The organism is Sphingomonas melonis DAPP-PG 224 (genome assembly GCF_000379045.1).
GTDB classification, from domain to species: domain Bacteria; phylum Pseudomonadota; class Alphaproteobacteria; order Sphingomonadales; family Sphingomonadaceae; genus Sphingomonas; species Sphingomonas aquatilis.
Genome location: NZ_KB900605.1, coordinates 1909145 through 1931170 on the forward strand (window position 1 = coordinate 1909145; position 22026 = coordinate 1931170).

General features: G+C 66.6%; 18 protein-coding genes and 1 tRNA gene. 13 read left to right on the forward strand and 6 right to left on the reverse strand.

Features of this window, described 5'->3' with window-relative positions; genetic code table 11:
• Nucleotides 1-49 precede the first annotated feature (49 nt).
• From SPHME3_RS0109330 to SPHME3_RS20030, 9 genes are all read left to right on the forward strand, one after another.
• Nucleotides 50-126: transfer RNA gene (locus tag SPHME3_RS0109330), tRNA-Arg, on the forward strand.
• A 149-nt stretch (nucleotides 127-275) separates the two neighbouring features.
• Complete coding sequence (locus tag SPHME3_RS0109335; RefSeq protein WP_020486552.1) at nucleotides 276-2465, forward strand: TonB-dependent receptor; 2190 nt, start codon at nucleotides 276-278, stop codon at nucleotides 2463-2465.
• Nucleotides 2465-3655, forward strand: a complete 1191-nt coding sequence (locus SPHME3_RS0109340; RefSeq protein WP_017979431.1) for an ABC transporter substrate-binding protein — start codon at nucleotides 2465-2467, stop codon at nucleotides 3653-3655. The genes SPHME3_RS0109335 and SPHME3_RS0109340 overlap by 1 nt, the downstream gene beginning before the upstream one ends.
• Complete coding sequence (locus tag SPHME3_RS0109345; RefSeq protein ID WP_017979430.1) at nucleotides 3645-4670, forward strand: FecCD family ABC transporter permease; 1026 nt, start codon at nucleotides 3645-3647, stop codon at nucleotides 4668-4670. Before SPHME3_RS0109340 ends, SPHME3_RS0109345 begins: the two co-directional genes overlap by 11 nt.
• Complete coding sequence (locus tag SPHME3_RS0109350) at nucleotides 4670-5437, forward strand: ABC transporter ATP-binding protein (RefSeq protein WP_017979429.1); 768 nt, start codon at nucleotides 4670-4672, stop codon at nucleotides 5435-5437. The genes SPHME3_RS0109345 and SPHME3_RS0109350 overlap by 1 nt, the downstream gene beginning before the upstream one ends.
• Nucleotides 5438-5565: 128 nt before the next feature.
• Entirely contained in the window at nucleotides 5566-7401 is a 1836-nt protein-coding gene (locus SPHME3_RS0109355) for a TonB-dependent receptor (protein ID WP_231372468.1), read from the forward strand.
• A gap of 10 nt (nucleotides 7402-7411) precedes the next feature.
• Nucleotides 7412-7879, forward strand: a complete 468-nt coding sequence (locus SPHME3_RS0109360) for a DUF6176 family protein (RefSeq protein WP_017979427.1) — start codon at nucleotides 7412-7414, stop codon at nucleotides 7877-7879.
• Between the two features lie 350 nt (nucleotides 7880-8229).
• Nucleotides 8230-8502, forward strand: a complete 273-nt coding sequence (locus SPHME3_RS20025; RefSeq protein ID WP_231292033.1) for an ArsR/SmtB family transcription factor — start codon at nucleotides 8230-8232, stop codon at nucleotides 8500-8502.
• A 4-nt stretch (nucleotides 8503-8506) separates the two neighbouring features.
• The gene (locus tag SPHME3_RS20030) at nucleotides 8507-8677 is read left to right on the forward strand and encodes a metallothionein (RefSeq protein ID WP_017979425.1); all 171 of its coding nucleotides are present in this window, start codon (nucleotides 8507-8509) and stop codon (nucleotides 8675-8677) included.
• A gap of 195 nt (nucleotides 8678-8872) precedes the next feature.
• On the opposite strand, the gene purQ is transcribed toward SPHME3_RS20030, so the two are convergent.
• The 4 genes from purQ to SPHME3_RS0109385 form a co-directional block, all read right to left on the reverse strand.
• Nucleotides 8873-9541 carry a phosphoribosylformylglycinamidine synthase subunit PurQ gene (gene purQ, locus SPHME3_RS0109370; protein WP_017979424.1) on the reverse strand — a complete coding sequence of 223 codons (669 nt, stop codon included), beginning with the start codon at nucleotides 9539-9541 and terminating at the stop codon, nucleotides 8873-8875.
• Nucleotide 9542: 1 nt separating this feature from the next.
• Nucleotides 9543-9773: a phosphoribosylformylglycinamidine synthase subunit PurS gene (gene purS / locus SPHME3_RS0109375; RefSeq protein WP_017979423.1), complete on the reverse strand. Its 231-nt coding sequence runs from the start codon at nucleotides 9771-9773 to the stop codon at nucleotides 9543-9545.
• Nucleotides 9774-9776: 3 nt separating this feature from the next.
• Complete coding sequence (purC, locus tag SPHME3_RS0109380; RefSeq protein ID WP_017979422.1) at nucleotides 9777-10556, reverse strand: phosphoribosylaminoimidazolesuccinocarboxamide synthase; 780 nt, start codon at nucleotides 10554-10556, stop codon at nucleotides 9777-9779.
• 117 nt (nucleotides 10557-10673) lie between these two features.
• Nucleotides 10674-11513, reverse strand: a complete 840-nt coding sequence (locus SPHME3_RS0109385) for a hypothetical protein (protein ID WP_020486551.1) — start codon at nucleotides 11511-11513, stop codon at nucleotides 10674-10676.
• 101 nt (nucleotides 11514-11614) lie between these two features.
• Between SPHME3_RS0109385 and SPHME3_RS0109390 the strand changes: the two genes are divergently transcribed.
• Nucleotides 11615-12325 (forward strand): DUF2490 domain-containing protein, encoded by a 711-nt coding sequence (locus SPHME3_RS0109390; RefSeq protein WP_017979421.1) that lies wholly within the window; start codon nucleotides 11615-11617, stop codon nucleotides 12323-12325.
• Complete coding sequence (locus SPHME3_RS0109395; protein WP_017979420.1) at nucleotides 12325-14064, forward strand: chloride channel protein; 1740 nt, start codon at nucleotides 12325-12327, stop codon at nucleotides 14062-14064. The genes SPHME3_RS0109390 and SPHME3_RS0109395 overlap by 1 nt, the downstream gene beginning before the upstream one ends.
• Nucleotides 14065-14069: 5 nt before the next feature.
• Here SPHME3_RS0109395 and kynU read toward each other — a convergent pair whose 3' ends face one another.
• Together kynU and SPHME3_RS0109405 are read right to left on the reverse strand one after the other, a co-directional pair.
• On the reverse strand, nucleotides 14070-15284 hold the full coding sequence (gene kynU, locus SPHME3_RS0109400; RefSeq protein ID WP_017979419.1) for a kynureninase: 1215 nt from the start codon (nucleotides 15282-15284) through the stop codon (nucleotides 14070-14072).
• Nucleotides 15281-16126 (reverse strand): alpha/beta hydrolase, encoded by an 846-nt coding sequence (locus SPHME3_RS0109405; protein WP_017979418.1) that lies wholly within the window; start codon nucleotides 16124-16126, stop codon nucleotides 15281-15283. The genes kynU and SPHME3_RS0109405 overlap by 4 nt, the downstream gene beginning before the upstream one ends.
• A 90-nt stretch (nucleotides 16127-16216) precedes the next feature.
• On the opposite strand from SPHME3_RS0109405, the gene parC reads away from it, so the two are divergent.
• Nucleotides 16217-18469 (forward strand): DNA topoisomerase IV subunit A, encoded by a 2253-nt coding sequence (gene parC / locus SPHME3_RS0109410; protein ID WP_017979417.1) that lies wholly within the window; start codon nucleotides 16217-16219, stop codon nucleotides 18467-18469.
• A gap of 363 nt (nucleotides 18470-18832) precedes the next feature.
• Nucleotides 18833-21952 (forward strand): TonB-dependent receptor domain-containing protein, encoded by a 3120-nt coding sequence (locus SPHME3_RS0109415; RefSeq protein ID WP_017979416.1) that lies wholly within the window; start codon nucleotides 18833-18835, stop codon nucleotides 21950-21952.
• Nucleotides 21953-22026: the final 74 nt, after the last annotated feature.

The following is a 22026-nucleotide window of genomic DNA, read 5'->3' on the forward strand; positions in this document are numbered from 1 at the left end:
CTCTATGGCTTTTCCCGGCCCACGCAACGCGCTACCGGGGCTGCCTTGCGCGCCCGTAGTTCAACTGGATAGAGCACGAGCCTTCTAAGCTTGGAGTTGCAGGTTCGAATCCTGCCGGGCGCGCCATTTCAGTACAGACCTGCGAACCGGCAAGGCCGGTTTTCCGCCCGCAGTGGCGTCGGCCAATCCACCCCAAAATGCTTGCGCGATGATATCACATATCATAGCGTGTTTCGATCTGGGGGGAAGGCGCATTGACGAGACGAACTGTTGCGATGGGGATTGGTGTTGCCCTGTCGATGCTGCCGGGCAGCGCACTGGCGCAAATGGCGGACGATCAGACGACCAATGCGGACGACATCGTCGTGACGGCGACGCGGACCAAAAAATCGCTCCTCGACGTACCGGCGGCGATCACCGTGATCGACAACGATGACCTGCGCCGACGCGGTCTGACGATCGGCAGCGATGAGTTTCGCGGCATTCCCGGCATCTTCTTTCGCCGGACCGACGGGGATGCCGAGGATACGTTGCAATTCTCGTTCCGCGGGGTGACCGGCAGCGCCGGCGGGGATACCTTCCTGGCGCTGATCGATGGCATACCGTTCGTCGGTCCCGACGAGCAGGTGCTGCTCGACCAGCTGCCCTATGGGGCGATCAGCCGTACCGAGGTCGTACGCGGACCGGTATCCGCGCTGTACGGGCGCGGGGCGACCGCCGGCGCGGTCAATTACATCACGCGCAGCCCGGGTTTCGACGGCACGACCGCGTCGCTGACGGCGGGCACGTACGACTATGTTCGCGGCGAAGCGACCCTCGAGCGGACGATGTTCGGCGATGGGGGGGGAATGCTCCTCTCCGGCTTCTACGAGGACGACGGCGGCTGGCGGGCACACTCCCATCGCAAGGTGCTGAACCTGTTCGGCAAGGTCGTCGTGCCGATCGGCGCGGACACCACGCTGACCGCCTATGGCAATTATTTCGATCGACAGGTCGAGGTGCCGAGCAACATTCCCCTGCTGAGCGACGGGAGCCGTGCCAGCGTTGCAGGCGGTCGTCGCGGTTACATCGGTTACCTGCCCAACGACCTGGATACCAAGGGCGGGATCGGCGCTCTGAAGCTGAGGCATAGCTTCGGAAGCAATGTCGAGCTGGTGCTGACCGGGCAGCATCGTCGGTTCGACCGGTCCAACAGCTTCAATTTTTACCTCAGTGGCAGCGTCGATCCGCAGGCCAAGACCTACGCGGTCAACGGCTTTGCGCGGCAGGATGAAAGCAGCGTCTGGATCGGCGATGCGCAGCTGACGGCGCGCCTGGGCGCCCACACGATCGTGGCCGGTGGCAATGTCGAGCGTGCCCGGATGGACGAACGCGACTTCTGGTCCGGCGAATATGGCTTCACGCCGCAGTGCGGGTTCCGCTTCTTCCAGATCGACATCAATTACGCGACCGGCGCCGTGCTGAACGCCGATGCACCGTGTTTCCAGCGCCATTTCCTGCTTACCGACGGAACGGTGCGAAACCGGTTCTGGGGGGCCTATCTTCAGGACGAATGGGCCGCGACCGACCGGCTGACCGTGACCCTCGGCCTGCGCTACGACGACTTCGGGCGGCGCGCGGTCTTCCGTCCCATCGAAGCAGCCTTCAATCCGGGAGGGCGGCTGTCTGCGTCGGAGAACGCCTTTTCGCCCAAGGCGAGCGTCGCCTATCGACTGGGCGAGCGCGATGCCGGAACACGCGGCATGGTCTATGCCTCCTATGGGCGGGGCTTCAACTCCAACTTCGGGCCGCTCTTCTACTTCGATCCGGCGTTATATCAGCTCGATCTCAAGCCGATGACGATCGACAGCTACGAGGTCGGTTACAAGGGCAGGACGGGCTCCGGCATCCTGGCCTGGGAAGCGGCGCTGTTCCGCTATGACCAGCGCAACCGGCTCGTCACGACCACGAACCCCGACGCCAATGGTCCATCGACCCTCCTGACGACCGGGCAGCGCTATCGTAGTCAGGGACTAGAGCTGTCCGCCGTCGTGCGGCCGGATCGCGGCACCAGCATTTCCGCCAATTATTCGTATGTGGATGCGGTCTGGCGGGAATATCGGGTGCCCGGTGCGACCAGCGAGGTCGACCTGACGGGGAAGCGTCCGGCGGGCGTTCCGACCCATATCGTCAACGTCAGCGCACAGCGGCGTTTCGCGTCGTGGCTGAATGGTCGCGCCAACCTTTACGTTTATGGCGATTACCCGATCACCGGAGACAATCGCGTCGCGAATGGCGGCTACGCACTGCTCAATCTCAGCGCGACGATCGCCTTGCCGACGCGGTTGCCGCTGGAACTGGACCTAGCGGTGACGAACGTCCTGGATCGCGAGATTGACTCCTATTTCGGGACGGACACGCAGCCGACCTTTGCGACCCCATCCACCCCGCGGCAGGTCCGGGCAACCGTAAGGACGAGCTTCTGATGCGTTGGCTGATTGTGTTGCTGATCGCTCTGCTTACCGGGTGCGGCAATCAAGCGACCGAGACACCCGCCGTCGGTCGCCCGATCCCGATCCCCCACACCCGAACGTTCAGCGTAGTCGAAAGGGATGGGTACCGGATCGTCGATCTGCACGCCAATATCGTCACCTGGGGCGGCGCGGCGAATGGCCCGGAACAGCGGGTGCGCGTCGTGCTCGTGCCCCGAAGCGTCAAGGCGCCTGCACTGACCGGCGATCTTGCCGGTGCGGTCATGGTGCGCACGCCGGTGAAGCGTATCGCCGTCAATTACGGGGGCAGCGAGGCGCTGCTGACAGCGATCGGCGCGGCGGATCGACTGGTCGCGGTGGGCGGCACGAAGTCGTACGACGATACCATCCGCGAGCGGGTGAAGAAGGGGGAAATCGGCCAGATCGGCTATGGGTGGCACTCGCCTCCCAACCTCGACGTGCTGCTCGCGGCCAAGCCCGATGTCTTCCTCATGACGATCGGCGATCCGGCCCATGCGGACGCCATGCGCCGCGCGATCGCGATGGGCATACCGGTCATGCCCGTCTTCATGGCCAACGAGTCGGACTATCTGGGTCCCGTGCAATATGCGCGGCTGTTCGGGATGCTGACCGGACGCGAGCGGCAGGGCGAGCAGTTCGTCGCCATGGTCGAGAGTGGCGTCGATCAGGTCAAGCGCGCCGTCGCCGCCTTGCCCCGGCGCAGTGTGCTGTCCGCCTGGTGGATGAACGGCGACACATGGATGGTGACCGTTCGCGGTGCCGCCAATCGCCTGTTGGAAGATGCCGGTGGCATTAACGTCATGCGCCGCCCCGACGACCCGCGCCTGGACGATACGATGCAAATGCCATCCGAAACGGTACTGACGGACGGTGGCAAGGCGGACTGCTGGCTGTGGCGCGATCCGATTTCGAAGCGGTTCGGGGACCAACGGTTCCTCGCGCATATGCGTGCCTGGCGTGACGGATGCGTGTTCGCCGCGGATGGCGGGGAAAAGCCGGGGGTGGATGCGTTCGACCTGTTCGAGCGGGGTGCGATTCGACCTGACCTGCTGCTCCGCGATTACGCGCGGATGCTGCATCCCCAATTGCGCGGTTGGCCCGCAACGTGGGTGCGGCAGGATCAGCGGGCAGGGGGCAGCGCGGGGGTCGGTCATGGATCGTAGCCTAGCGGGCGCGAGTGCGCTGTTCGTCGCGATCCTCGTCCTTGCCGCCGCGTCGCTCTGCTATGGCCAGGTCATCCTCTCGCCGCTGGACGTTATCGGCGCGATGACGGGATCCGGGGATCCGACCCTGTCCGAGATCGTCTGGGCGATCCGCCTGCCCCGCGTCCTCACCGCGGTCGTCGCGGGCGGCGCGCTGGGGGTCGCGGGTACGTTGATGCAGGCGCTGTTCCGCAATCCGATGGCGGACGCCTGGTCGCTGGGGCTTGTCGCCGGCGGACAGCTGGGCGTCGGCTTTGCCGTCGCAGGCGCGGCGTTCGCCGGCCCGGCCGTCCTCCTCTTCCTGACGTCCTTTGCTGGATTGAGCCTTACGCTCGGCGCCGTGATCGGCGTCGCGGCCACCGCCGCCGCGATGGCCGCACTGGCGCGTCGGGTCGGCAACATCACGCTTCTCGTCGTCGGTCTGATGCTAGGCTTCACCGCACAGGGACTGGTGAGCGTCATCCTGCACTTCGCGAGCCGCGTCGGGGGGCGCGTGTTCTCGGGTTGGGATGACGGCACCTTCTCGGCAGCGACCACCGCCGACCTGCCGTGGCTGGTGGTGCCGGTCGTGTGCGGACTGGCGTTGGCGGTCGTGAACGCGAAGGGACTGACGGCATTGCTGCTGGGCGAAACCTATGCCGCGAGCCTCGGCACCAACGTGCCGCGCCTGCGCCGATCGATCCTGGCCGCGACGGTCCTGCTCGCTGCGCCGGTGACAGCCTTGTGCGGCCCGGTCACCTTCGTGGGGCTCATCGTCCCGCACCTCGCCCGCCGGCTGGCGCGCACCGCGCGTATCCTGCCGCTGATCCCCCTGGCGGGACTCGCCGGCGCGCTGCTGGCGCTCGGCGCCGACTTCATCGTGCATCTGCCTTGGGAACAGCATTTCCTGCACCTCAATGCGGTGCTGGCGCTGGTGGGCGCGCCGGTGGTGATCGCGCTTCTCGTGTTCGCCCCGGCCATGCGGAGCAGCGACTGATGCTGTATCTGGATAAGCTGAGCGTCGGGTACGTCGGCCCGCGCGGCACCGTGCTTGCCAATCTGACGTTGGAGGCGCCGGCCGGCAGCTTCGTCTGCGTGCTCGGCCGCAACGGTGCCGGCAAGTCGACGCTGATGCGGACGATCGCCGGCCTGCAGGCTGCGCGGGACGGTCGCGCGCTGCTGGGCAACGAAGATATTGCCGTAATGCGCCCGCAGGCCCGCGCGCGGGCCATCGCGGTGGTACTGACCGAGCGCGTGTCGAGCCCGGGGCTGACCGTTACCGACGTCGTATCGATGGGACGCCAGCCGTTCACCGGCTGGCAGGGGCGGCTGTCAGCGGAGGACGATGCGCGGGTGGTCGAGGCGCTTGAACAGGCGGGTGCCACGTCCTTCGCCGCTCGCCCCTTCGACGGCCTGTCCGATGGCGAGCGACAGCGGGTCATGATTGCACGCGCCATCGCGCAGGCGCCACGGCTCATGGTGCTCGATGAGATCACCGCCTTTCTCGACCTGCCCGGGCGGGTCGAGGCGATGGCGCTGCTGCGCGCGCATGCACGCGCCACCGGCACAACGGTGTTGTTGTCCAGTCACGATCTCGATCTGTCGTTGCAGCTCGCCGACGCCGTATGGCTGCTCGACGGCACGGGAGGATTGGTCGTCGGACCGGCCGCCGATCTGATCGCCGCGGGCCATGTCGGCCGTGCGTTCGACACGGACGCCGTTCGCTTTTCGCCCGAGCGCGGACGGTTCGAGCTGATCGGATGACCGCACTTTCCGTCGGTTGGTTGTTGCTTGCCCAAGCCACGGCGCCGCAAGTATCCGCCCCACAGCCCCCCGCCCAGGTCATACCGTCAGCCCCGACGGTGCCGCAGGGCCGCGCGGACGAGAATGCCGTGCGACAGGCGCAGGATGCGTTCGGGACCACCATCGGTCGCGAGACGATCGGCATCTACAACAGCGGCAGCGTGCGCGGCTTCTCGCCCATCGCGGCCGGCAATGCGCGGATCGACGGACTCTACTTCGATGCGACCGCTGCGCCCAACGAGCGCATCCGCCGATCCACCAGCATCAAGGTGGGATTGTCCGCCCAGGGATATCTCTTCCCCGCGCCGACCGGCGTCGTGGACTACGCCTTGCGCCGCCCGGGCAACGAGGCGCTGCTGTCGACCACCGTCGGTCTCAACACCCTGGGCGACAAGAGCCTGGAGTTCGATGCCGAACTGCCGCTTGCCGGCGATACCGTGTCGCTCGGCGCGGGGCTTGGCCTGTACGACCACGTCTTCAACAACGGGGCGACCAGCCGGCAGCATGTCGAAGGCCTGACCCTGCGGTGGCGACCGCGCCCGGGTATCGAACTGCTTCCCTTCTGGGGGCGGTCCGACATCGACGATAGCAAGATCGGTCCGCTTCTGACGACGGCAGGACCTTATCTGCCGCCACCGATCCGGCGTGGCGTGTTCTACGGCCCCGCCTGGGCGGTGTATTCCGGCCCATCGGAGACGGCGGGACTCATCGGCAGCGCAGCGTTCGCGGGCGGGTGGAAGATCGAAGCCGGCGTATTCCGCGCGTTGTCGGCAAGCCGGGCGGACATCTTCACCTTTCTCGACCAGATCACGCCCGACGGCCGTGCCCGCTATATCGCCTTTTCGGACCCGCCCTATCGCCGGGTTTCGGTGTCGGGCGAAGTGCGGGTGACGCGCATGATCGCCGATGGCCCCCGTGTCCATAACATCAGCCTGTCGGCCCGCGGTCGCGCTCGCGACGAACGCGTTGGTGGCTCCGCCTTCCTCGATTTCGGCGACGTGCGGCTCGGCGATCCGCTGGACTTCGCCAAGCCATCGATCGCTTATGGCGCGTACAGCCGGGATCGGGTGCGGCAGTGGTTCGGCGGCATCGCCTATACCGGGCGGTGGCGCGGCGTCGGCGAGGTAAGCGCCGGCCTGTCGAGGACGGATTACGCCAAGCGTTTTCAACGCCCCAACCAGCCCGCGCTCCAGACGCGAGACCGGCCCTGGCTGTTCAACGTGGCCGGCGCGATCTACGCCGGTGAGCGCGTCGCCTTCTACGCGGGCTATACGAGGGGGCTGGAAGAGGCTGGCCTACCGCCGCAGAACGCCACCAACCGCAATCAGCCGCTGCCCGCCATCCTGACCAGCCAGCGCGATGCAGGTGTGCGCTGGACCATCGCCGGCGACGTGAAGCTGGTGGCCGGCGTGTTCGACGTGCGCAAACCCTATCTCAGTCTCGATCCGACGGGGCTGTTCACGCGGCTCGGCGACATCCGCAATCGAGGGATCGAGGCGTCGCTGTCCGGCACCCCCGTTCACGGGCTGAGCGTAGCGCTGGGCGGCGTGTTCCTCGATCCGCAGGTGACGGGCGAAGCGAGACGATCGGGGCAGACCGGCAAGCGCCCGGTCGGCGTGCCCCTGCGCTCCGTCGATCTCAATCTCGACTGGCGCCTGCCCGGCTTCGAGGCGCTGTCCCTCGATGGTGCCGTCACGCATCAGGGACGTGTCGCGTCCACGGTGAACAACGACCTGTTCATTCCTGCGCGCACGCTGGTGGACGTGGGCAGCCGTTATCGCTTCACGATCGGCAAGAACCGCGCGACGCTGCGGGTGTCGGTCAGCAATCTCTTCAACGTCTACGCGTGGGACTATTATGGCCCGTCGACCTTCGACTACGTCCCGCAGAGAACGGCTACCGCCTATCTCGCCGTCGACTTCTGAGGTGAGGGGCATGACGACACGCTATCGTTCCTTTGCGCTCGGCATGGTCGCGGGCATCGGCGTTACCTTCTGCCTCGGCGCGACAGTGCCGCAGTCGCCGCCGGAACCGTTGCGCCCGGTTGAGGTGACGCTGCACCGTTTCGACCGCAAGCCGGGAAGCGAAGCCACCTTCCGCGAGTGGATCGACTATCTGCGCAGTCATCACCGCGAGGCGGTGGCGACACTCGGGCGCGAGCGGACCTATTTCGAGGCGATGTTCACCGCGCCTGACGAGCCGAGCCGTCTGTATTGGCTGGAGGTGAAAGGGGCCGGTGGCAAGCCGGTCGAGAGCTCCAATCATGAGCTCGATCGCCGTCACATTGCCTATATGGACGCCGTGCTCATCAAGGGGTCGCATGCCCGGTTGCAGACCGAGAACGTGCTGGTGCCTGACTTCATCGTCCGCGCCGTCGCGGCCGAGCAGCGCGAAGAGCGATGATGCGGAGTGTTACCGGCGGAGTTGACAGAGGCGGGCGCTGCTCGCGTTCGCTCTCGATCCCTGATTGAAGCGGCGTACGCGGGCAGGCGTCCGCCGATGTCGTCCATCGTCGCCGACCGTCACGATTCTTCAGATGCTGCGCCGTCTGTGTCCGATTGCGTGTTGCACCGAACCGTCGGCATGCTGCTCGACGTGGCGCTCATCTGCGGTTGGCCCAGCCAAAATTCCCGCCAGCTGTTGCGACCACCCCCCTCTTTGAGGCTTGACATAGATCAACACATGAACATATTAGGATGTGTTCATGTGTTGAAGGGTGTATGACAGCGGACGAGAGCACACAGCTAGCCGAATTGTTCCGACTGTTGGGCGAACCGAACCGGCTGCGGCTGGTCGCGGCTTGCCTCGACGGGCCGCGTACGGTCGGCGATCTGACGGCAGAGGTTGGCATCAGTCAAAGCCTGGTGTCGCAGCATCTTCGGTTGCTGCGCGCAGGGCGATTGCTGAAGCAGGAGCGTAGCGGGCGGAACGTCTTCTACGATCTGCCCGACTGCCACGTGCGCACCATGCTCACCAACATGATGGACCACGTATTGGAACCCGAAGACCACATCCACGAGGAATAGGATCATGAGCGTCAACGTCGACATGGTGAAGTGCGCCTGCACGGACTGCGTCTGCATCGTCAGCCCGGAAGGCGCCGTGCAGGCCGAAGGCCGCGCCTATTGCAGCGACAATTGCGCCAACCACCACGCGCAGTCGGCCGGCTGCGACCATGCTGGTTGCCCCTGCCACGGCTGATTGGGGAGAGGGGGCGGGTGGCCGCCCCCTTGACTCTCTTCCTGCGGTGATCGGCGCAGGCTTGGGAACAGCGTTAGAGTTCCAAAAATTCGATCATTCGGGGAAACAGTCCGCAATCCGGACGCCTGACGAGCGTCCCGCTCTCCCGACGACGCTGCTCTTTGGCATTTGGGCGGTGGTGAGCCCGTAACGGAATTACGCGCCGATCGTTTCCATCACGCCTTCGAACAGGCGGCGACCGTCCGTGCCGCCGTGCGCCGATTCGATCTTGCGTTCGGGGTGGGGCATCATGCCGAGCACGTTGCCAGCGGCGTTGAGGATGCCGGCGATGTTGCGCGCCGAGCCGTTGACGGCTTCGCCATAGCGGAAGGCGACGCGGCCTTCGCCCTCGAGGCGGTCGAGCGTGTCGGCGTCGGCGAAGTAATTACCATCGTGATGCGCGACGGGCACGCGGATCGTCTCGCCCGCGTCATAACGGCTGGTGAAGGCCGATTGCGCATTCTCGACGGTCAATGCGACATCGCGGCAGACGAAGTTGAGGCCGGCGTTGCGCATCAGCGCGCCGGGCAGAAGACCGGCTTCGGTCAGCACCTGAAAGCCGTTGCACACGCCGAGCACGGGCAGGCCCTTGCCTGCCTCTTCGACCACCGCCTGCATGATCGGCGAGCGTGCCGCGATCGCGCCCGAGCGCAGGTAATCCCCGTAAGAGAAGCCACCGGGCACGGCGACCAGGCCGACGCCGTCAGGCAGTGCCGTGTCGGCGTGCCAGACCATCGCGGGCTTGGTGCCGGTCACCGCCTCCAGCGCGACGGCGAGGTCGCGGTCGCAGTTCGATCCCGGAAAGACGATGACGGCGGTCTTCATCTTAAACGCGCTCCACCCGGAAGTTCTCGATGACGGTGTTGGCGAGCAGCTGGCGGCACATGCCGTCGATCGCTTCGTCGGTCGTCGTATCGGCGACTTCGAGTTCGAACATCTTGCCGGCGCGCACGTCCTCGACGCCAGCGAAGCCGAGCGACCCGAGGGCATGATGGATGGCGCGGCCCTGCGGATCGAGAACGCCGGGCTTGAGGGTCACGAAAATGCGGAGTTTCATCGGTTACTTGCCCCGGCGCTTGCGGTGGGAATCGAGGTCGAGCACGGCGCTGTCTTCGCCTTCGGGCATGAGCCCCAGACGACGCGCGACCTCCTGATAGGCCTCGGCCTCGCCGCCGAGGTCGCGGCGGAAGCGATCCTTGTCGAGCTTCTCGTTCGATTCCATGTCCCACAGGCGGCAGCCGTCGGGGCTGATCTCGTCCGCCAGGATGATGCGGCCGTAGTCATTGTCCCAGATGCGGCCGAATTCGAGCTTGAAGTCGATCAGGCGGATGCCGATCCCGGCGAACAGGCCGGTGAGGAAGTCGTTCACGCGGATCGCGAGATCGGCGATGTCGTGCATTTCGTCCTGGCTGGCCCAGCCGAACGCGGCGATATGTTCGTCGGAGATCATCGGATCGCCGAGCGCATCGTCCTTGTAATAATATTCGATGATCGTGCGGGGCAGCTTGGTGCCCTCTTCGATCCCGAGGCGCTTTGACAGCGAGCCCGCCGCGACGTTGCGCACGACGACCTCGATCGGGACGATCTCGACCTGACGGATCAACTGCTCGCGCATGTTGAGGCGGCGGATGAAGTGCGTCGGCACGCCAATCGCGTCGAGCAGCGTGAAGACATGCTCGGAAATGCGGTTGTTGAGCACGCCCTTGCCGCTGATCGTGCCCTTCTTCTGGGCGTTGAACGCGGTGGCATCGTCCTTGAAATACTGGATCAGCGTGCCGGGCTCGGGGCCCTCGTACAGGATCTTGGCCTTGCCCTCGTAGATCTGGCGGCGGCGAGCCATGCGCGACTTCCCCTGAAAGTAGGCAGCCCCGGCGGCGCGGGTGAGCCGCGCGCCGGGGCCGGAATGGGCGGGCCTATAGGGGAAGGGGGCGGGAGGTGCAATCGCGCAAGGGACGCCTCAGTCGTCCGCCTCCCGCCGCCAGCGCGCGACGGGCCTGCGCATCCGCCGCCACAGCAGCAGGCCGATGACGAAGACGATCGCCGGTGGGCCGAAGATCGCGACGATCCCGAGCAAAACGGCGAGTGTGACCTGACCCGACGCGACCATGGTATCAAGGGCACTGGTGAGCGGCGCGCTGGTGTCGAAGCCGCGGACGGCATCACCCGATTCATAGTCGAAGGTCATGGGCGTGCGGGCGAGGCTGGCGCGATTGTCCGCAGCGGTCGCGGCGGCATCGCGCGCGGCGGTCGCCGCGGCGGCGCGCTGGCGTTGCAGCTCGGCGCGTTCTTCTGCGCTGGCGTCGCTGCGGGCCAGTGCTGCATCCGCGCGGGCGACCGCCGCGGCGGCTTCGGCCTGGGTGCCGCCGGCGCGTTCGATCGCTTCGGCGGCGTCGGTGCCGGTGATCTCGGCGCTGACCAGCGTACCCTTCGCGTCCTGTACGATGTCGATGCCACGCTTGCCGAAGGCACGGGCGATCGCAGGGTCGAGTTTGAAGCGAAGGCTGCCGCGAATGTCGTTCTCGCCGACGACGCGATAGTCCATGCCGGTGATCCGGCAGCGTGCGATCCCCAGCTTTTCGCAGGTGCTGGCATGGGCTTCCTGCACGGCGGCAATGGCGCGGGGCGGCAGACGGAAACCGTAGCGATAATTGAATGCGACACCCGGCGCTGCGGTGACGGCAATGCCGGGGGCACCCGCGGTGTCGGACGCGGCGGGAGCGTCAGTGCCGTCCGGGGCCTTGCTGCACCCCGCGAGCATGGCGATGGCGATACATACGGCTGTGCCAGATGCGCGCATAGCGGCGATCCTCCCCCTCTGATGTTATACACCATCGACCCGGTAGGATTTGCCGTCAAGATGCTCATGACATCGGCCCCATCATCGCCTAAGCGCCGCCGATGTTGCCGCAGCGCGTCCGCTTCCGATCATTGTATGTCGTGACGGCCTGTGCGTGCCTGACCGCCGCCAGTTCCGCGGCCGCGCAGCAGCAGGATGGACAGCTGTGGACGCAGGTGAACACGAACGTGCCGCTGACCGACGATCTGCGCGTGACGCTGGAGCAGATTGCCCGGTTCAGCGATCGTCAGGATGGATTGTATCAGACCGAATTCGGGGCGCTGCTGGGTCTGAAGGTGACGAAACAGCTCGAACTCGGCTTCGGCTACCGCAAGGTCGGTGCCCATAACGGCAATACCGGCGCGAACGAGGATCGCATCCGCCAGCAGGTGGTGGGCACGTTCGGACCGGTCGTGACGCGGTTCCGGGTGGACGAACGCTTCAACCCGCGCGGGCCCGGCGTCGGCATCCGCATCCGGCCGCTGGTGCGCTACAATCACAAGCTGCGCCCCAAGGGCTGGGCGCTGTTCGTCAGCCACGAAAGCTTCTACCTGCCCAATTCCACCGGCTGGGGACAGCGCAGCGGGTATGAACGCATGCGCAATATCGCCGGCGTCGTGGTGCCAATCGGCAAGCGGATGAGTATGGACGTCGGCTATCTCAACCAGTTTCGCCCCGGACGCACCAACGCGCGGGCGCAGATGGACCATGCGCTGACGATGCAACTGACGATCAATCTGCGCGGCTTCGCCTTTCCGAACGTCAACGACTGATGACGCTGGTGCGCAGCGTGTCGTCTTGGGTGCGGCGGCGGGCGCGCGCGAGCGAGGCGGTGCTGATCGGGCTGGCGGTCGTGGTCGGCGGCGTCGCCGGGCTGCTCAGCGTCGTGCAGGGCGCAATCGCGCGGACGTTGCAGCATTGGCTGTTCGCGCTGCCGACCGGCGGTCGGCTGAGCGCGGCGGATCATCTGGCGCCGCTCGCGCTGCTGGCGCTGCCGCTGGGCGGCCTGGCGCTCGTCGGCTTTTCCTGGATGACGCGGGCGCGCACCCGGCGGATGATCGACGCGGTGGAGGCGAATGCGCTGCACGGCGGGCGGATGTCGTTGACCGATAGCCTCGTCATCTCGGGGCAGACGATCCTGTCCAATGGCTTCGGTGCTTCGGTGGGACTCGAGGCGGCCTATGCGCAATTGGGCGCGGTGATGGCCTCGATCGCGGGCATGCGGCTGCGGTTGCGGCGCGGCGACCTGCGCGTGCTGGTGGGGGCGGGGACGGGGGCCGCGATTGCCGGCGCGTTCGGGGCACCGCTGGCGGGAGCGTTCTATGCGTTCGAGATCGTGATCGGGGCCTATACGCCCGCCGCCATCGCGCCGGTCGCGGCGGCATCACTGTCGGGCGTGCTCGTGGCGCAGGCGTTCGGCGCGCAACCCTATCTGGTCAGCGCCAGCGCGGGCGAGGCGGTGGCGACGCATCATTACCTGATCTACGCCGGACTGGGCGCGATCGCCGCGCTGGTCGGCGTCGCGCTGATGCGCAGCGTCGCCGAGATGGAGGCGCTGACCCGACGGCTGCCGATCCCGTCGGCGTGGCGACCGGTGCTGGGCGGCGTGCTGCTGATCCCGCTCGCGCTGCTGACGCCGCAGGTGCTGTCGGCGGGGCATGGCGCGCTGCACCTCGACCTGGAATATGGTTTGCCGCTGACCTTCATCGCGGCGGTGTTCGTGATGAAATGCGCTGGCTCGATCGTGTCGCTGGGCTTCGGCTTTCGCGGCGGGTTGTTCTTCGCCTCGCTGTTCCTCGGCAGTCTGCTGGGGCATCTGTTTGCCGGACTGTTGGCGCTCGCGGCGGGGCAGGCGGTGGTCGATCCGCAGAATGCCGCGCTGGTCGGCATGGCGGCGCTCGCCGTCGCCGTGGTGGGCGGGCCGATGACGATGGCGATGCTGGTGCTGGAGGCGACGCATGACGTGCCGCTTGCCGCGGCGAGCCTGGCCGCGGTGCTCGTCGCCTCGACGATCGTGCGCGAGACGTTCGGCTACTCCTTCTCGACCTGGCGGCTCCATCTGCGTGGCGAGACGATCAAGAGCGCGCGCGATGTCGGCTGGATGCGGACGCTGACCGCGGGGCGGATGATGCGCCGGGTAGAACGGGCGACGCCGGCCGATATCAGCGTTGCCGAGTTCCGGCGGGCGTTCCCTCTCGGATCGACCAGCCGCGTCGTGCTGGCCGATTCCGACGATCGCTACGCCGGGATCGTCCAGACCGCGCGGGCCTATGGCGAGGAGGCGGTGGTCGACGCGCCCGTCGGCAGCCTCGCGATCCATCGCGACCTCGCCTTGCCGCCCGACGCGGACATCAAGGCGGTGATGGCGGCGTTCGACGCGGCAGGCGCTGACGAGCTGGCGGTGGTGGGCGAGGACGCGCGGGTGCTCGGCATCCTCTCCGAACCGTATGTGCGCCGCCGCTACGCCGAGGAACTCGACAAGGCGCAACGGGATCTGTTCGGCGAGGATTGACCGGTTCAGGTCACTGCGTTGCGGATGGCATAAGCGGGATCGCGCCAGCTTTCGTCGGCGATGACTTGGCGGATCGTCTCGCCCGCCTGCCACGCGTCCTCATGGCTGAGGTAGAGCGGCGTCAGGCCGAGGCGCAGGACGTCGGGCGCGCGGAAGTCGCCGATGACGCCGCGGGCGATCAGCGCCTGCGTCAGTTCGTAGGCGTGGGGCGCGCGGAAGCTGATGTGACTGCCGCGCTTTGCCGGGTCGGTGGGGCTGACGCATTCCAGGCCTGCGGCGGTGCCGGCGGCGTGGAGGATGTCGAACAGCGCGGCGCTCTTCGCGGCGACCGCCTGCTGGTCGATGTCGGCCCATAGGCCAAGCGCGGCCTCCAGGCTGGCCATGGCGAGGATCGAGGGCGTGCCGACCAGCCAGCGGCGCATCCCCTCGGCCGGCCGATAGGTGTCCTGAAAGGCGAAGGGGTCGGCATGGCCCATCCAGCCGCTGACCGGGTTGGCGAGCGCGGCCTGGAGGCGTTCGGCGACGTAGAGGAAAGCGGGCGCGCCCGGGCCGCCGTTCAGATATTTGTAGGTGCAGCCGACCGCGAGGTCGACGTTGGCGGCGGCGACATCGAGCGGGACGGCGCCGACGCTGTGGCTGAAGTCCCAGAGCATCAGCGCGCCGGCGGCATGGGCGCGCGCGGTCCAGTCGGCGAGGTCGAAGCGGTCGGCGGTCTTGTAATGGACGTGGGTGAGGAGGAGCAGCGCGGTATCGTCGTCGAGCGCGTCGGCGAGTTGGTCGCGCGCCACCACCTTTAGCTGCGCGCCGGGGACGCAACCGACCGCACCTTCGGCGATATGCAGGTCGGTGGGGAAGTTGCCGGCTTCGCTCACCACGGTGCGGCGCTTGGGATCGTGGCGCAGCGCGGCGACGATCGCCTTGAACAGGTGGGTCGAGGTGGTGTCGCCGACGATTACCTCGTGCGGCTGCGCGCCGATCAGCGGGGCGATCAAACCGCCGAGGCGCTGCGGCGCGTCGATCCAGCCTTCGTTCCAGCTGCGGATCAGCCGTTCGCCCCATTGCCGCTGCACCGTGTCGGCGAGCGCGGGGGTGACGGCGCGGGGCAGAACCCCAAGCGAATTGCCATCGAGGTAGATCACGCCCTCCGGCAGCGCGAAGGCGTCGCGGTAGCGGGCGAGCGGATCGGCGGCGTCAAGGGCGCGGGCCTGGTCGCGGGTCATGCGGGTTCCTTTGCGAGGGCGGCGAGGATGAGCGCGCGGGTGGCGGCCCAGGCAGCGGTGCCGGGGGCGATGAGCGCGACATGCCCGGTGTCGGGGATGGTGTGGAGGTCGACGGAGTCGCCGGCGGCTTGCGCCTGCGCGACATAGTTGGTGGCGAGGCGATAGGGGACGATCACGTCCTCGCGCCCGTTGACGAGGATCTGCCGCACGCCGATCGGCAGCAGCGGGGGGATGGACGTATCGGCGAAGGGTGTGGGCCGGTCGCCGACCAGTTGCGCGATGACGTCCGTGCCGCAGCCGTTATCCGGGCTGGCGGCGACGGCGGCGAGATCGGGCAGGCCGCCGAGGCTGATGACCTGTGCGATGGGCAGCGGATCGGCGGTGGCGAGCGGGCTGTCTGCCGGCAGGCGGTGGCGCGCGGCGAGCCAGAGCGCGAGATGCCCGCCCGCCGAATGGCCGGCCGCGATCATGCGGGTGAGGTCGAGCGCATGAGCCCGCGCCTCCTCGCGCAGCCGGTCGGCGGCGGCGGCGACGTCGCGGAACGTGCCGGGATAACCGCCGCCATCGCGGTCGACGCCGCGATAGTCGATATTCCAAACCGCGACGCCCGCCTCGCGTAGGTCGGCGGCGACCCAGTCCATCAGGCGGCGGTCGGCGATCTCCGTCTGCCAGCAGCCGCCATGAACCATCAGCACGACCGGGTGGGGACCATTGCCGGCGGGGCACCACAGGTCCACCACCTGCAGCGAATCCGCGCCATAAGGGATTGTCGCATCAGGCGTCTGGCGCGGGCGGCTGGTCAGATCAGGCCAGGTGAGGGCGGCATCGTAGGAAGCTGGCATCGGCCGGGCGCTACCGCATCACTTGTCTCCGCGCCACCCGCCCTGCCGATCCGGTTGGATCGCGGGCCGTCCCCTGCTATCGTTCCCGATATGGCCACCGATTTTCAGGACCCTCCGGTGGGCGTGCTCGACGCGCCCTTCGATACCGCGCTGTCGGATCGCTACCTCGTCTATGCGCTGTCGACGATCACGGCGCGCTCGCTGCCCGACGTGCGCGATGGGTTGAAGCCGGTGCATCGGCGGTTGCTGTGGGCGATGCGGCTGCTGAAGCTCGATCCCGCGCAAGGCTATAAGAAATGCGCGCGTGTCGTCGGCGACGTGATCGGCAAGTATCACCCGCACGGCGACCAGTCGGTCTATGACGCGATGGTCCGCCTCGCCCAGGATTTCGCGCTGCGCTATCCGTTGGTCGATGGGCAGGGCAATTTCGGCAATATCGACGGCGATAACGCCGCCGCCTATCGCTACACCGAGGCGCGGCTGACGCAGGTTGCGATCGACCTGATGGACGGGCTGGACGAAGACGCCGTCGCCTATCGCCCGACCTATAATGGCGAAGAGCAGGAGCCCGAGCTGTTCCCGGGCCTGTTCCCCAACCTTCTGGCCAATGGCGCCGCCGGGATCGCGGTCGGCATGGCGACCAGCATCCCGCCGCACAACGCCGCCGAATTGCTGGATGCGGCGATGATGCTGGTCGACAAGCCCGATTGCCCCGACGCCGCGGTGCTCGACTATGTTAAGGGGCCGGACTTTCCGACCGGCGGCATCGTCGTCGATCCGGCGGCGGTGATCGCGGAAAGCTATGCGACCGGGCGCGGCAGTTTCCGTGTCCGTGCGCGCTGGGACATCGAGCGCGAAAAGGGCGGCGGCTGGCAGATCGTCGTCAGCCAGATCCCCTATGGCGTGCAGAAGGGCAAGCTGATCGAGCAGATCGCCGGCCTGATCAACGACAAGAAATTCCCGATCCTGGCCGACGTACGCGACGAATCGGATGCCGAGATTCGCGTCGTGCTCGAACCGCGCAGCCGCACCGTCGACCCGCAGGTGCTGATGGACGGGCTGTTCCGCTTTTCGGACCTCGAAACGCGGATCAGCCTTAACCTCAACGTGCTCGACAAGGAGCGGACGCCACGCGTTATGTCGCTGGGCGGGGCGCTGAAGGCGTGGGTGGAGCATCAGTTCGTCGTGCTCGACCGGCGCACGCGGCATCGCCTCGGCAAGATCGCCGACCGGATCGAACTGCTTGACGGCTATCTGATCGCCTATCTCAACCTCGACCGGGTGATCGAGATCATCCGCACCGAGGACGAGCCCAAGCAGGTGATGATCGCGGAATTCAGCCTGACCGACCGGCAGGCCGAGGCGATCCTCAACATGCGGCTGCGCAGTCTGCGGCGGCTGGAAGAGTTCGAGATTCGCGGCGAGCGCGACAAGCTCGACAAGGAGCGGGCCGAGCTGGAAGGACTGCTCGCCGATCCCGCCAAGCAGAAGCGGCGGATGAAGCGCGACCTGAAGAAGATCCGCGACCGCTACGGCCCGGATACGCCGCTGGGCGCGCGGCGGACGGGGATCGAGGAAGCGGCGCCGACGCGTGATATCCCGCTGGAAGCGATGATCGAGCGTGAGCCGATCACCGTCATCCTGTCGCAGCGTGGCTGGATTCGCGCGATGAAGGGGCATGTCGACCTTGCCGCGTCGGATACGCTGAAGTTCAAGGAAGGCGACGGCCCCGCCTTTGCCTTCCACGCGCAGACGACGGACAAATTGCTGCTCGCAGCGGAGAACGGTCGGTTCTACACGCTGGCGGCCGATAAATTGCCGGGCGGTCGCGGCTTCGGCGAGCCGGTGCGCGCGATGATCGACCTCGACGGGTCGGTCGGGGTCGCTGCCTTCCTCAATGCGCGCGCGCAGGAGCAATTGCTGATCGCGGCGACCGACGGACGCGGTTTCCGCGTGCCGGTGGCGGACGTGATCGCCGAGACGCGCAAGGGCAAGACGGTGATGACGCCGCGCGTCGGGCAGAAACTGCTCGTCGTGCGGCCGGTGGTGCCCAACGCGGATTACATCGCGGCGATCGGCGACAACCGCAAATTCCTGGTCTTCCCGATCGCCGAGCTGCCGGTGATGACGCGCGGGCAGGGGGTGCAGATCCAGCGCTTCCGCGAAGGCAGCCTGTCCGACGCGACGACCTTCGTCTTCGCCGAGGGCATGAGCTGGCCGATGGGCGGTGACACGGGACGCACCCGGACGGAAAGCGACCTGTCGCTGTGGCGCACCGCGCGCGGTGCCGCGGGGCGGACACCGCCGACCGGCTTCCCCCGCGACAATCGCTTTGGGGGGTGAGGGGAGCGTTCCCCAGTATCGTCATTGCGAGCAGCGCGACGTCCTCTAGGGCGTCCCGGTCCGGCTCTGATGGCTTCGCCGTGCCCGCAATGACGGAGGTGATGGTCGAACCCTCTCATCCCGCTGAATGATCGATGAACAGCGGAAGCACTGCTGTCCTTGCCGGCAAATAAAAGGACTGTGCTAAAAATAGCACTTCTATTAGAACAAGGTAAGGCATTGAAAGTCGGTGGGTTTTTCAGGTGCAATAATGGACTGCAACACTGACGTAATCTGCTCGTCATCTAGTGAAAAATTTGTAATTTGAGTGATGTTACAGCGCTGTGACAGCGCTCGCGTCAGGAAAACAAAAGGGATCCTGTCGTGTTCACCAAAACCCTGCTCTCCACCACGAGCCTGTCGGCGTGCCTGATCTCCGCTGCGATGATCGCCACGCCGGCCCTAGCCCAGACCACCGATGCCACCGCCTCCACGCCTGCGCAGGCGGCGCCGACGCCGACGTCCTCCGGCGCGAAAAGCGACGACATCGTCGTCACCGGATCGCGCATTCGGCGCCCCTCGATCGACAATGCCCAGCCGACCAACGTCATCGATTCGAAGCTGCTCGACGATCGCGGCTATGCCAATGTCGCCGATGCGATCAATCAGCTGCCGGGCTTTGCGGTGCCGGACAGCTCGTCGCTGGGCAACCAAGGCAACGGGTTCGGCGTCGGCCAGAGCTTCGTCAACCTGTACGGCCTGGGCTCGCAGCGCACACTGACGCTGGTCAACGGCCGGCGCTTCGTCGGTGCCAATGCCTCGACCGTCTTCTCGTCGGCGGGCGGCGGCGGGCAGGTCGACCTGAACACGATCCCGACCAAGCTGATCGAGCGCGTCGACACCGTGTCGATCGGCGGCGCCCCCATCTACGGCTCGGACGCGATCGCCGGCACGGTCAACATCATCCTGAAGCACGATTACGAGGGCATCGACCTCGACGGGCAGGCCGGGATCAGCCAGCGCGGTGACCTGGGCAACCAGCGCGTCCGTGCGCTGGTCGGCAAGAACTTCGCGGGTGGTCGCGGCAACATCACCGTCGATGCGGAATATAATCACGACGACGGCCTGCTTGGCAGCCAGCGCAGCGTGATCGCCCAGCAGTCGGGCTTCATCACGCCGTTCGATCCGAGCAATCCGACACAGCCGCTGGCGAATGCGCCCTATCAGAAGGTGCTCGTGCAGAACGTGCGCACCTTCCTGGGTGAGCCGGGCGGCAATCCCTATTTCCTCGATCGCGGTACGCTGGGGAAGACGCGCAGCATCACCGACGCCAACGGCAACCTGCTGCGCTTCGCGCCCGACGGCACGCTGGTGCCGTTCAACACCGGGCAGGTGACGACCGATCCGACGACGTTCCTCGGCGGCGATGCGCTCGACATGGCGAACATCACCAACCTGCGCGTCAACGACAATCGCTTCAACGCGACGGCGCTGCTCAATTACCAGCTGACCGACTCGGTGAAGGCCTATGGTGAGGCCTGGTATTCGCGCAGCAACGCGACCAACCTCGCCGGCCAGCCGGTCTATAACACCGCCTTCTTCCGCCAGGCGGCACCGGGCGCCTTCGACATCAACGGCAACTACATCATGAAGGTGGGCAACCCCTTCCTGAACCCTCAGGCCAAGGCGATCATCGTCCAGAACCTGCTGGCGAACGGCCTGCCGGCGAGCGACAACGACGTCTTCTATCTGGGCCGGGCGAATACGGACCTCGTCACCGGCGTGTCGCGGCTGGAGCAGGACATGTACCGCTTCGTCGGCGGTTTCACCGGCGACTTCCAGGCGCTGGGCCACAAATGGACCTGGGATGCCTCGGCCAATTACGGGCGGACGAGCGGCACGTCGCTGATCCCCAGCCTGGTCGAGCCGAACCTGCGCCGCGCGCTGAACGTGGGCACCGATGCCAATGGCAATATCGTCTGCGCGGCGTTCAATCCCGATCCCAACGATCCCACCGCGCCGCCCAACACGCCGCAATATAACGGCACAATTTCGCAGACCTGCGCACCGCTCAATCTGTTCGGTAACGGAGCGCCGACGCAGGCCGCCCGCGATTACGTGACGACCATGGCACGGACGCAATCGATCACCAGCCAGCGCGACTTCCTGGCGACGCTGACGGGGGCGCTGGCAACGCTGCCCGGGGGCGATCTGGGGGTGTCGGTAGGCTATGAAAACCGGCGCGAATATTCGCGCTTCTCGCCTGACGCCTATTACACGCAGGCGCTGGGTCGTTCGATCCCGATCCTGGGTGTCGAAGGCAGCTACGTCACCAACGAGGTGTTCGGGGAAATGCGCGCGCCGCTGATCGGGCCGAACCAGCATATCCCGCTGGTCCACGAGTTGGAGGTGAATGCGGCGGGCCGCTACGTCCACAATTCGGCCAATGGTGGTGCCTTTACCTGGACGGCGGGCGGACGTTGGGCGCCGGTGGCAGGCTTCGCAATCCGCGGCAATTACACCCGTGCGATCCGGGCACCGTCGATCACCGAGCTGTTCGCGGCGAACCAGCCTGCCTATGACGGCGGCTACGATCCGTGCGATCAGAGCAACGTGAGCGCCGGACCCAATCCGGCGGTGCGGGCGAAGAATTGCGCGGCGGCGGGCGTTCCGGCGAACTTCAGCTCGCTGATCAATTCGGCGACCGTGCCGGTCACGATCATCGGCAACCGCAACCTGCAGAACGAAAAGTCGTCGTCCTGGACCGTCGGCGGCGTCTTCGATCCCGCTTTCCTGCACGGGCTGACGCTGTCGGCGGATTATATCAGCATCGATCTGCGCAACGTCATCACCGCCTCGTCGGCGACATCGGTACTGAAGGGGTGCTACGATTCGACCAACTATCCGAACAACTTCTACTGTGGGCTGATCACCCGCGGCACTGGTCCGGATAATCTGGGGCAGGTGACGGCGCTGCAGGAGCCGTACGTCAATCAGGGCGCGCTGGTGTTCCGGGCGATCGAGGCGACCCTGGCCTATCCGATGACGCTGCCGGGTTCGATCGGTCGGCTGACGGTGCAGGCGAGCTATCAGCACGTCATCAAGCAATATGCCGTCATCAGCGCCGACAGCGGCATCCAGAACGAACGCGGGCAGCTGGGCCTCGGCAATTTCGTCGACCGGGCCAACCTGAACGCGACGCTCGACAGCGGCAACGTGTCCTGGTTCAACCAGATCTTGTACACCGGACCGGCCGTGTTCGATCCGACCGAGCAGCCCGGGACGCGCGACGTGATGGGGGTGGGCAGCTATGTGATGTGGAACACGGGCGTCGTGATCCACGCCACGCCGCGCTTCGATTTCCGCATCAACGTCAACAACGTCACCGATCGCAATATTCCCTATGCGGCGGCGGCAACGACGGGCGGGTCTTCGGCGGCCAACGTCTATTATGACGCGCTGGCGGGACGCTCGTTCCTGTTCGGCGCGGCGATCCACCTGTAAACGGCTTGCGCGGCCCTCGCCTGATCAGGCGGGGGCCGCGTAAACGTCTGGCCGACTTTCAGATCGCTTTAACG

Bases quoted from the DNA above. Each gene is read 5' to 3' on its own strand.
- SPHME3_RS0109335 (WP_020486552.1), top strand. From the start codon at position 276: ATGGGGATTGGTGTTGCCCTGTCGATGCTGCCGGGCAGCGCACTGGCG.
- SPHME3_RS0109340 (WP_017979431.1), top strand. From the start codon at position 2,465: ATGCGTTGGCTGATTGTGTTGCTGATCGCTCTGCTTACCGGGTGCGGC.
- SPHME3_RS0109345 (WP_017979430.1), top strand. From the start codon at position 3,645: ATGGATCGTAGCCTAGCGGGCGCGAGTGCGCTGTTCGTCGCGATCCTC.
- SPHME3_RS0109350 (WP_017979429.1), top strand. From the start codon at position 4,670: ATGCTGTATCTGGATAAGCTGAGCGTCGGGTACGTCGGCCCGCGCGGC.
- SPHME3_RS0109360 (WP_017979427.1), top strand. From the start codon at position 7,412: ATGACGACACGCTATCGTTCCTTTGCGCTCGGCATGGTCGCGGGCATC.
- SPHME3_RS20030 (WP_017979425.1), top strand. From the start codon at position 8,507: ATGAGCGTCAACGTCGACATGGTGAAGTGCGCCTGCACGGACTGCGTC.
- purQ (WP_017979424.1), bottom strand. From the start codon at position 9,541: ATGAAGACCGCCGTCATCGTCTTTCCGGGATCGAACTGCGACCGCGAC.
- purS (WP_017979423.1), bottom strand. From the start codon at position 9,773: ATGAAACTCCGCATTTTCGTGACCCTCAAGCCCGGCGTTCTCGATCCG.
- purC (WP_017979422.1), bottom strand. From the start codon at position 10,556: ATGGCTCGCCGCCGCCAGATCTACGAGGGCAAGGCCAAGATCCTGTAC.
- SPHME3_RS0109385 (WP_020486551.1), bottom strand. From the start codon at position 11,513: ATGCGCGCATCTGGCACAGCCGTATGTATCGCCATCGCCATGCTCGCG.
- SPHME3_RS0109390 (WP_017979421.1), top strand. From the start codon at position 11,615: ATGTTGCCGCAGCGCGTCCGCTTCCGATCATTGTATGTCGTGACGGCC.
- SPHME3_RS0109395 (WP_017979420.1), top strand. From the start codon at position 12,325: ATGACGCTGGTGCGCAGCGTGTCGTCTTGGGTGCGGCGGCGGGCGCGC.
- kynU (WP_017979419.1), bottom strand. From the start codon at position 15,284: ATGACCCGCGACCAGGCCCGCGCCCTTGACGCCGCCGATCCGCTCGCC.
- SPHME3_RS0109405 (WP_017979418.1), bottom strand. From the start codon at position 16,126: ATGCCAGCTTCCTACGATGCCGCCCTCACCTGGCCTGATCTGACCAGC.
- parC (WP_017979417.1), top strand. From the start codon at position 16,217: ATGGCCACCGATTTTCAGGACCCTCCGGTGGGCGTGCTCGACGCGCCC.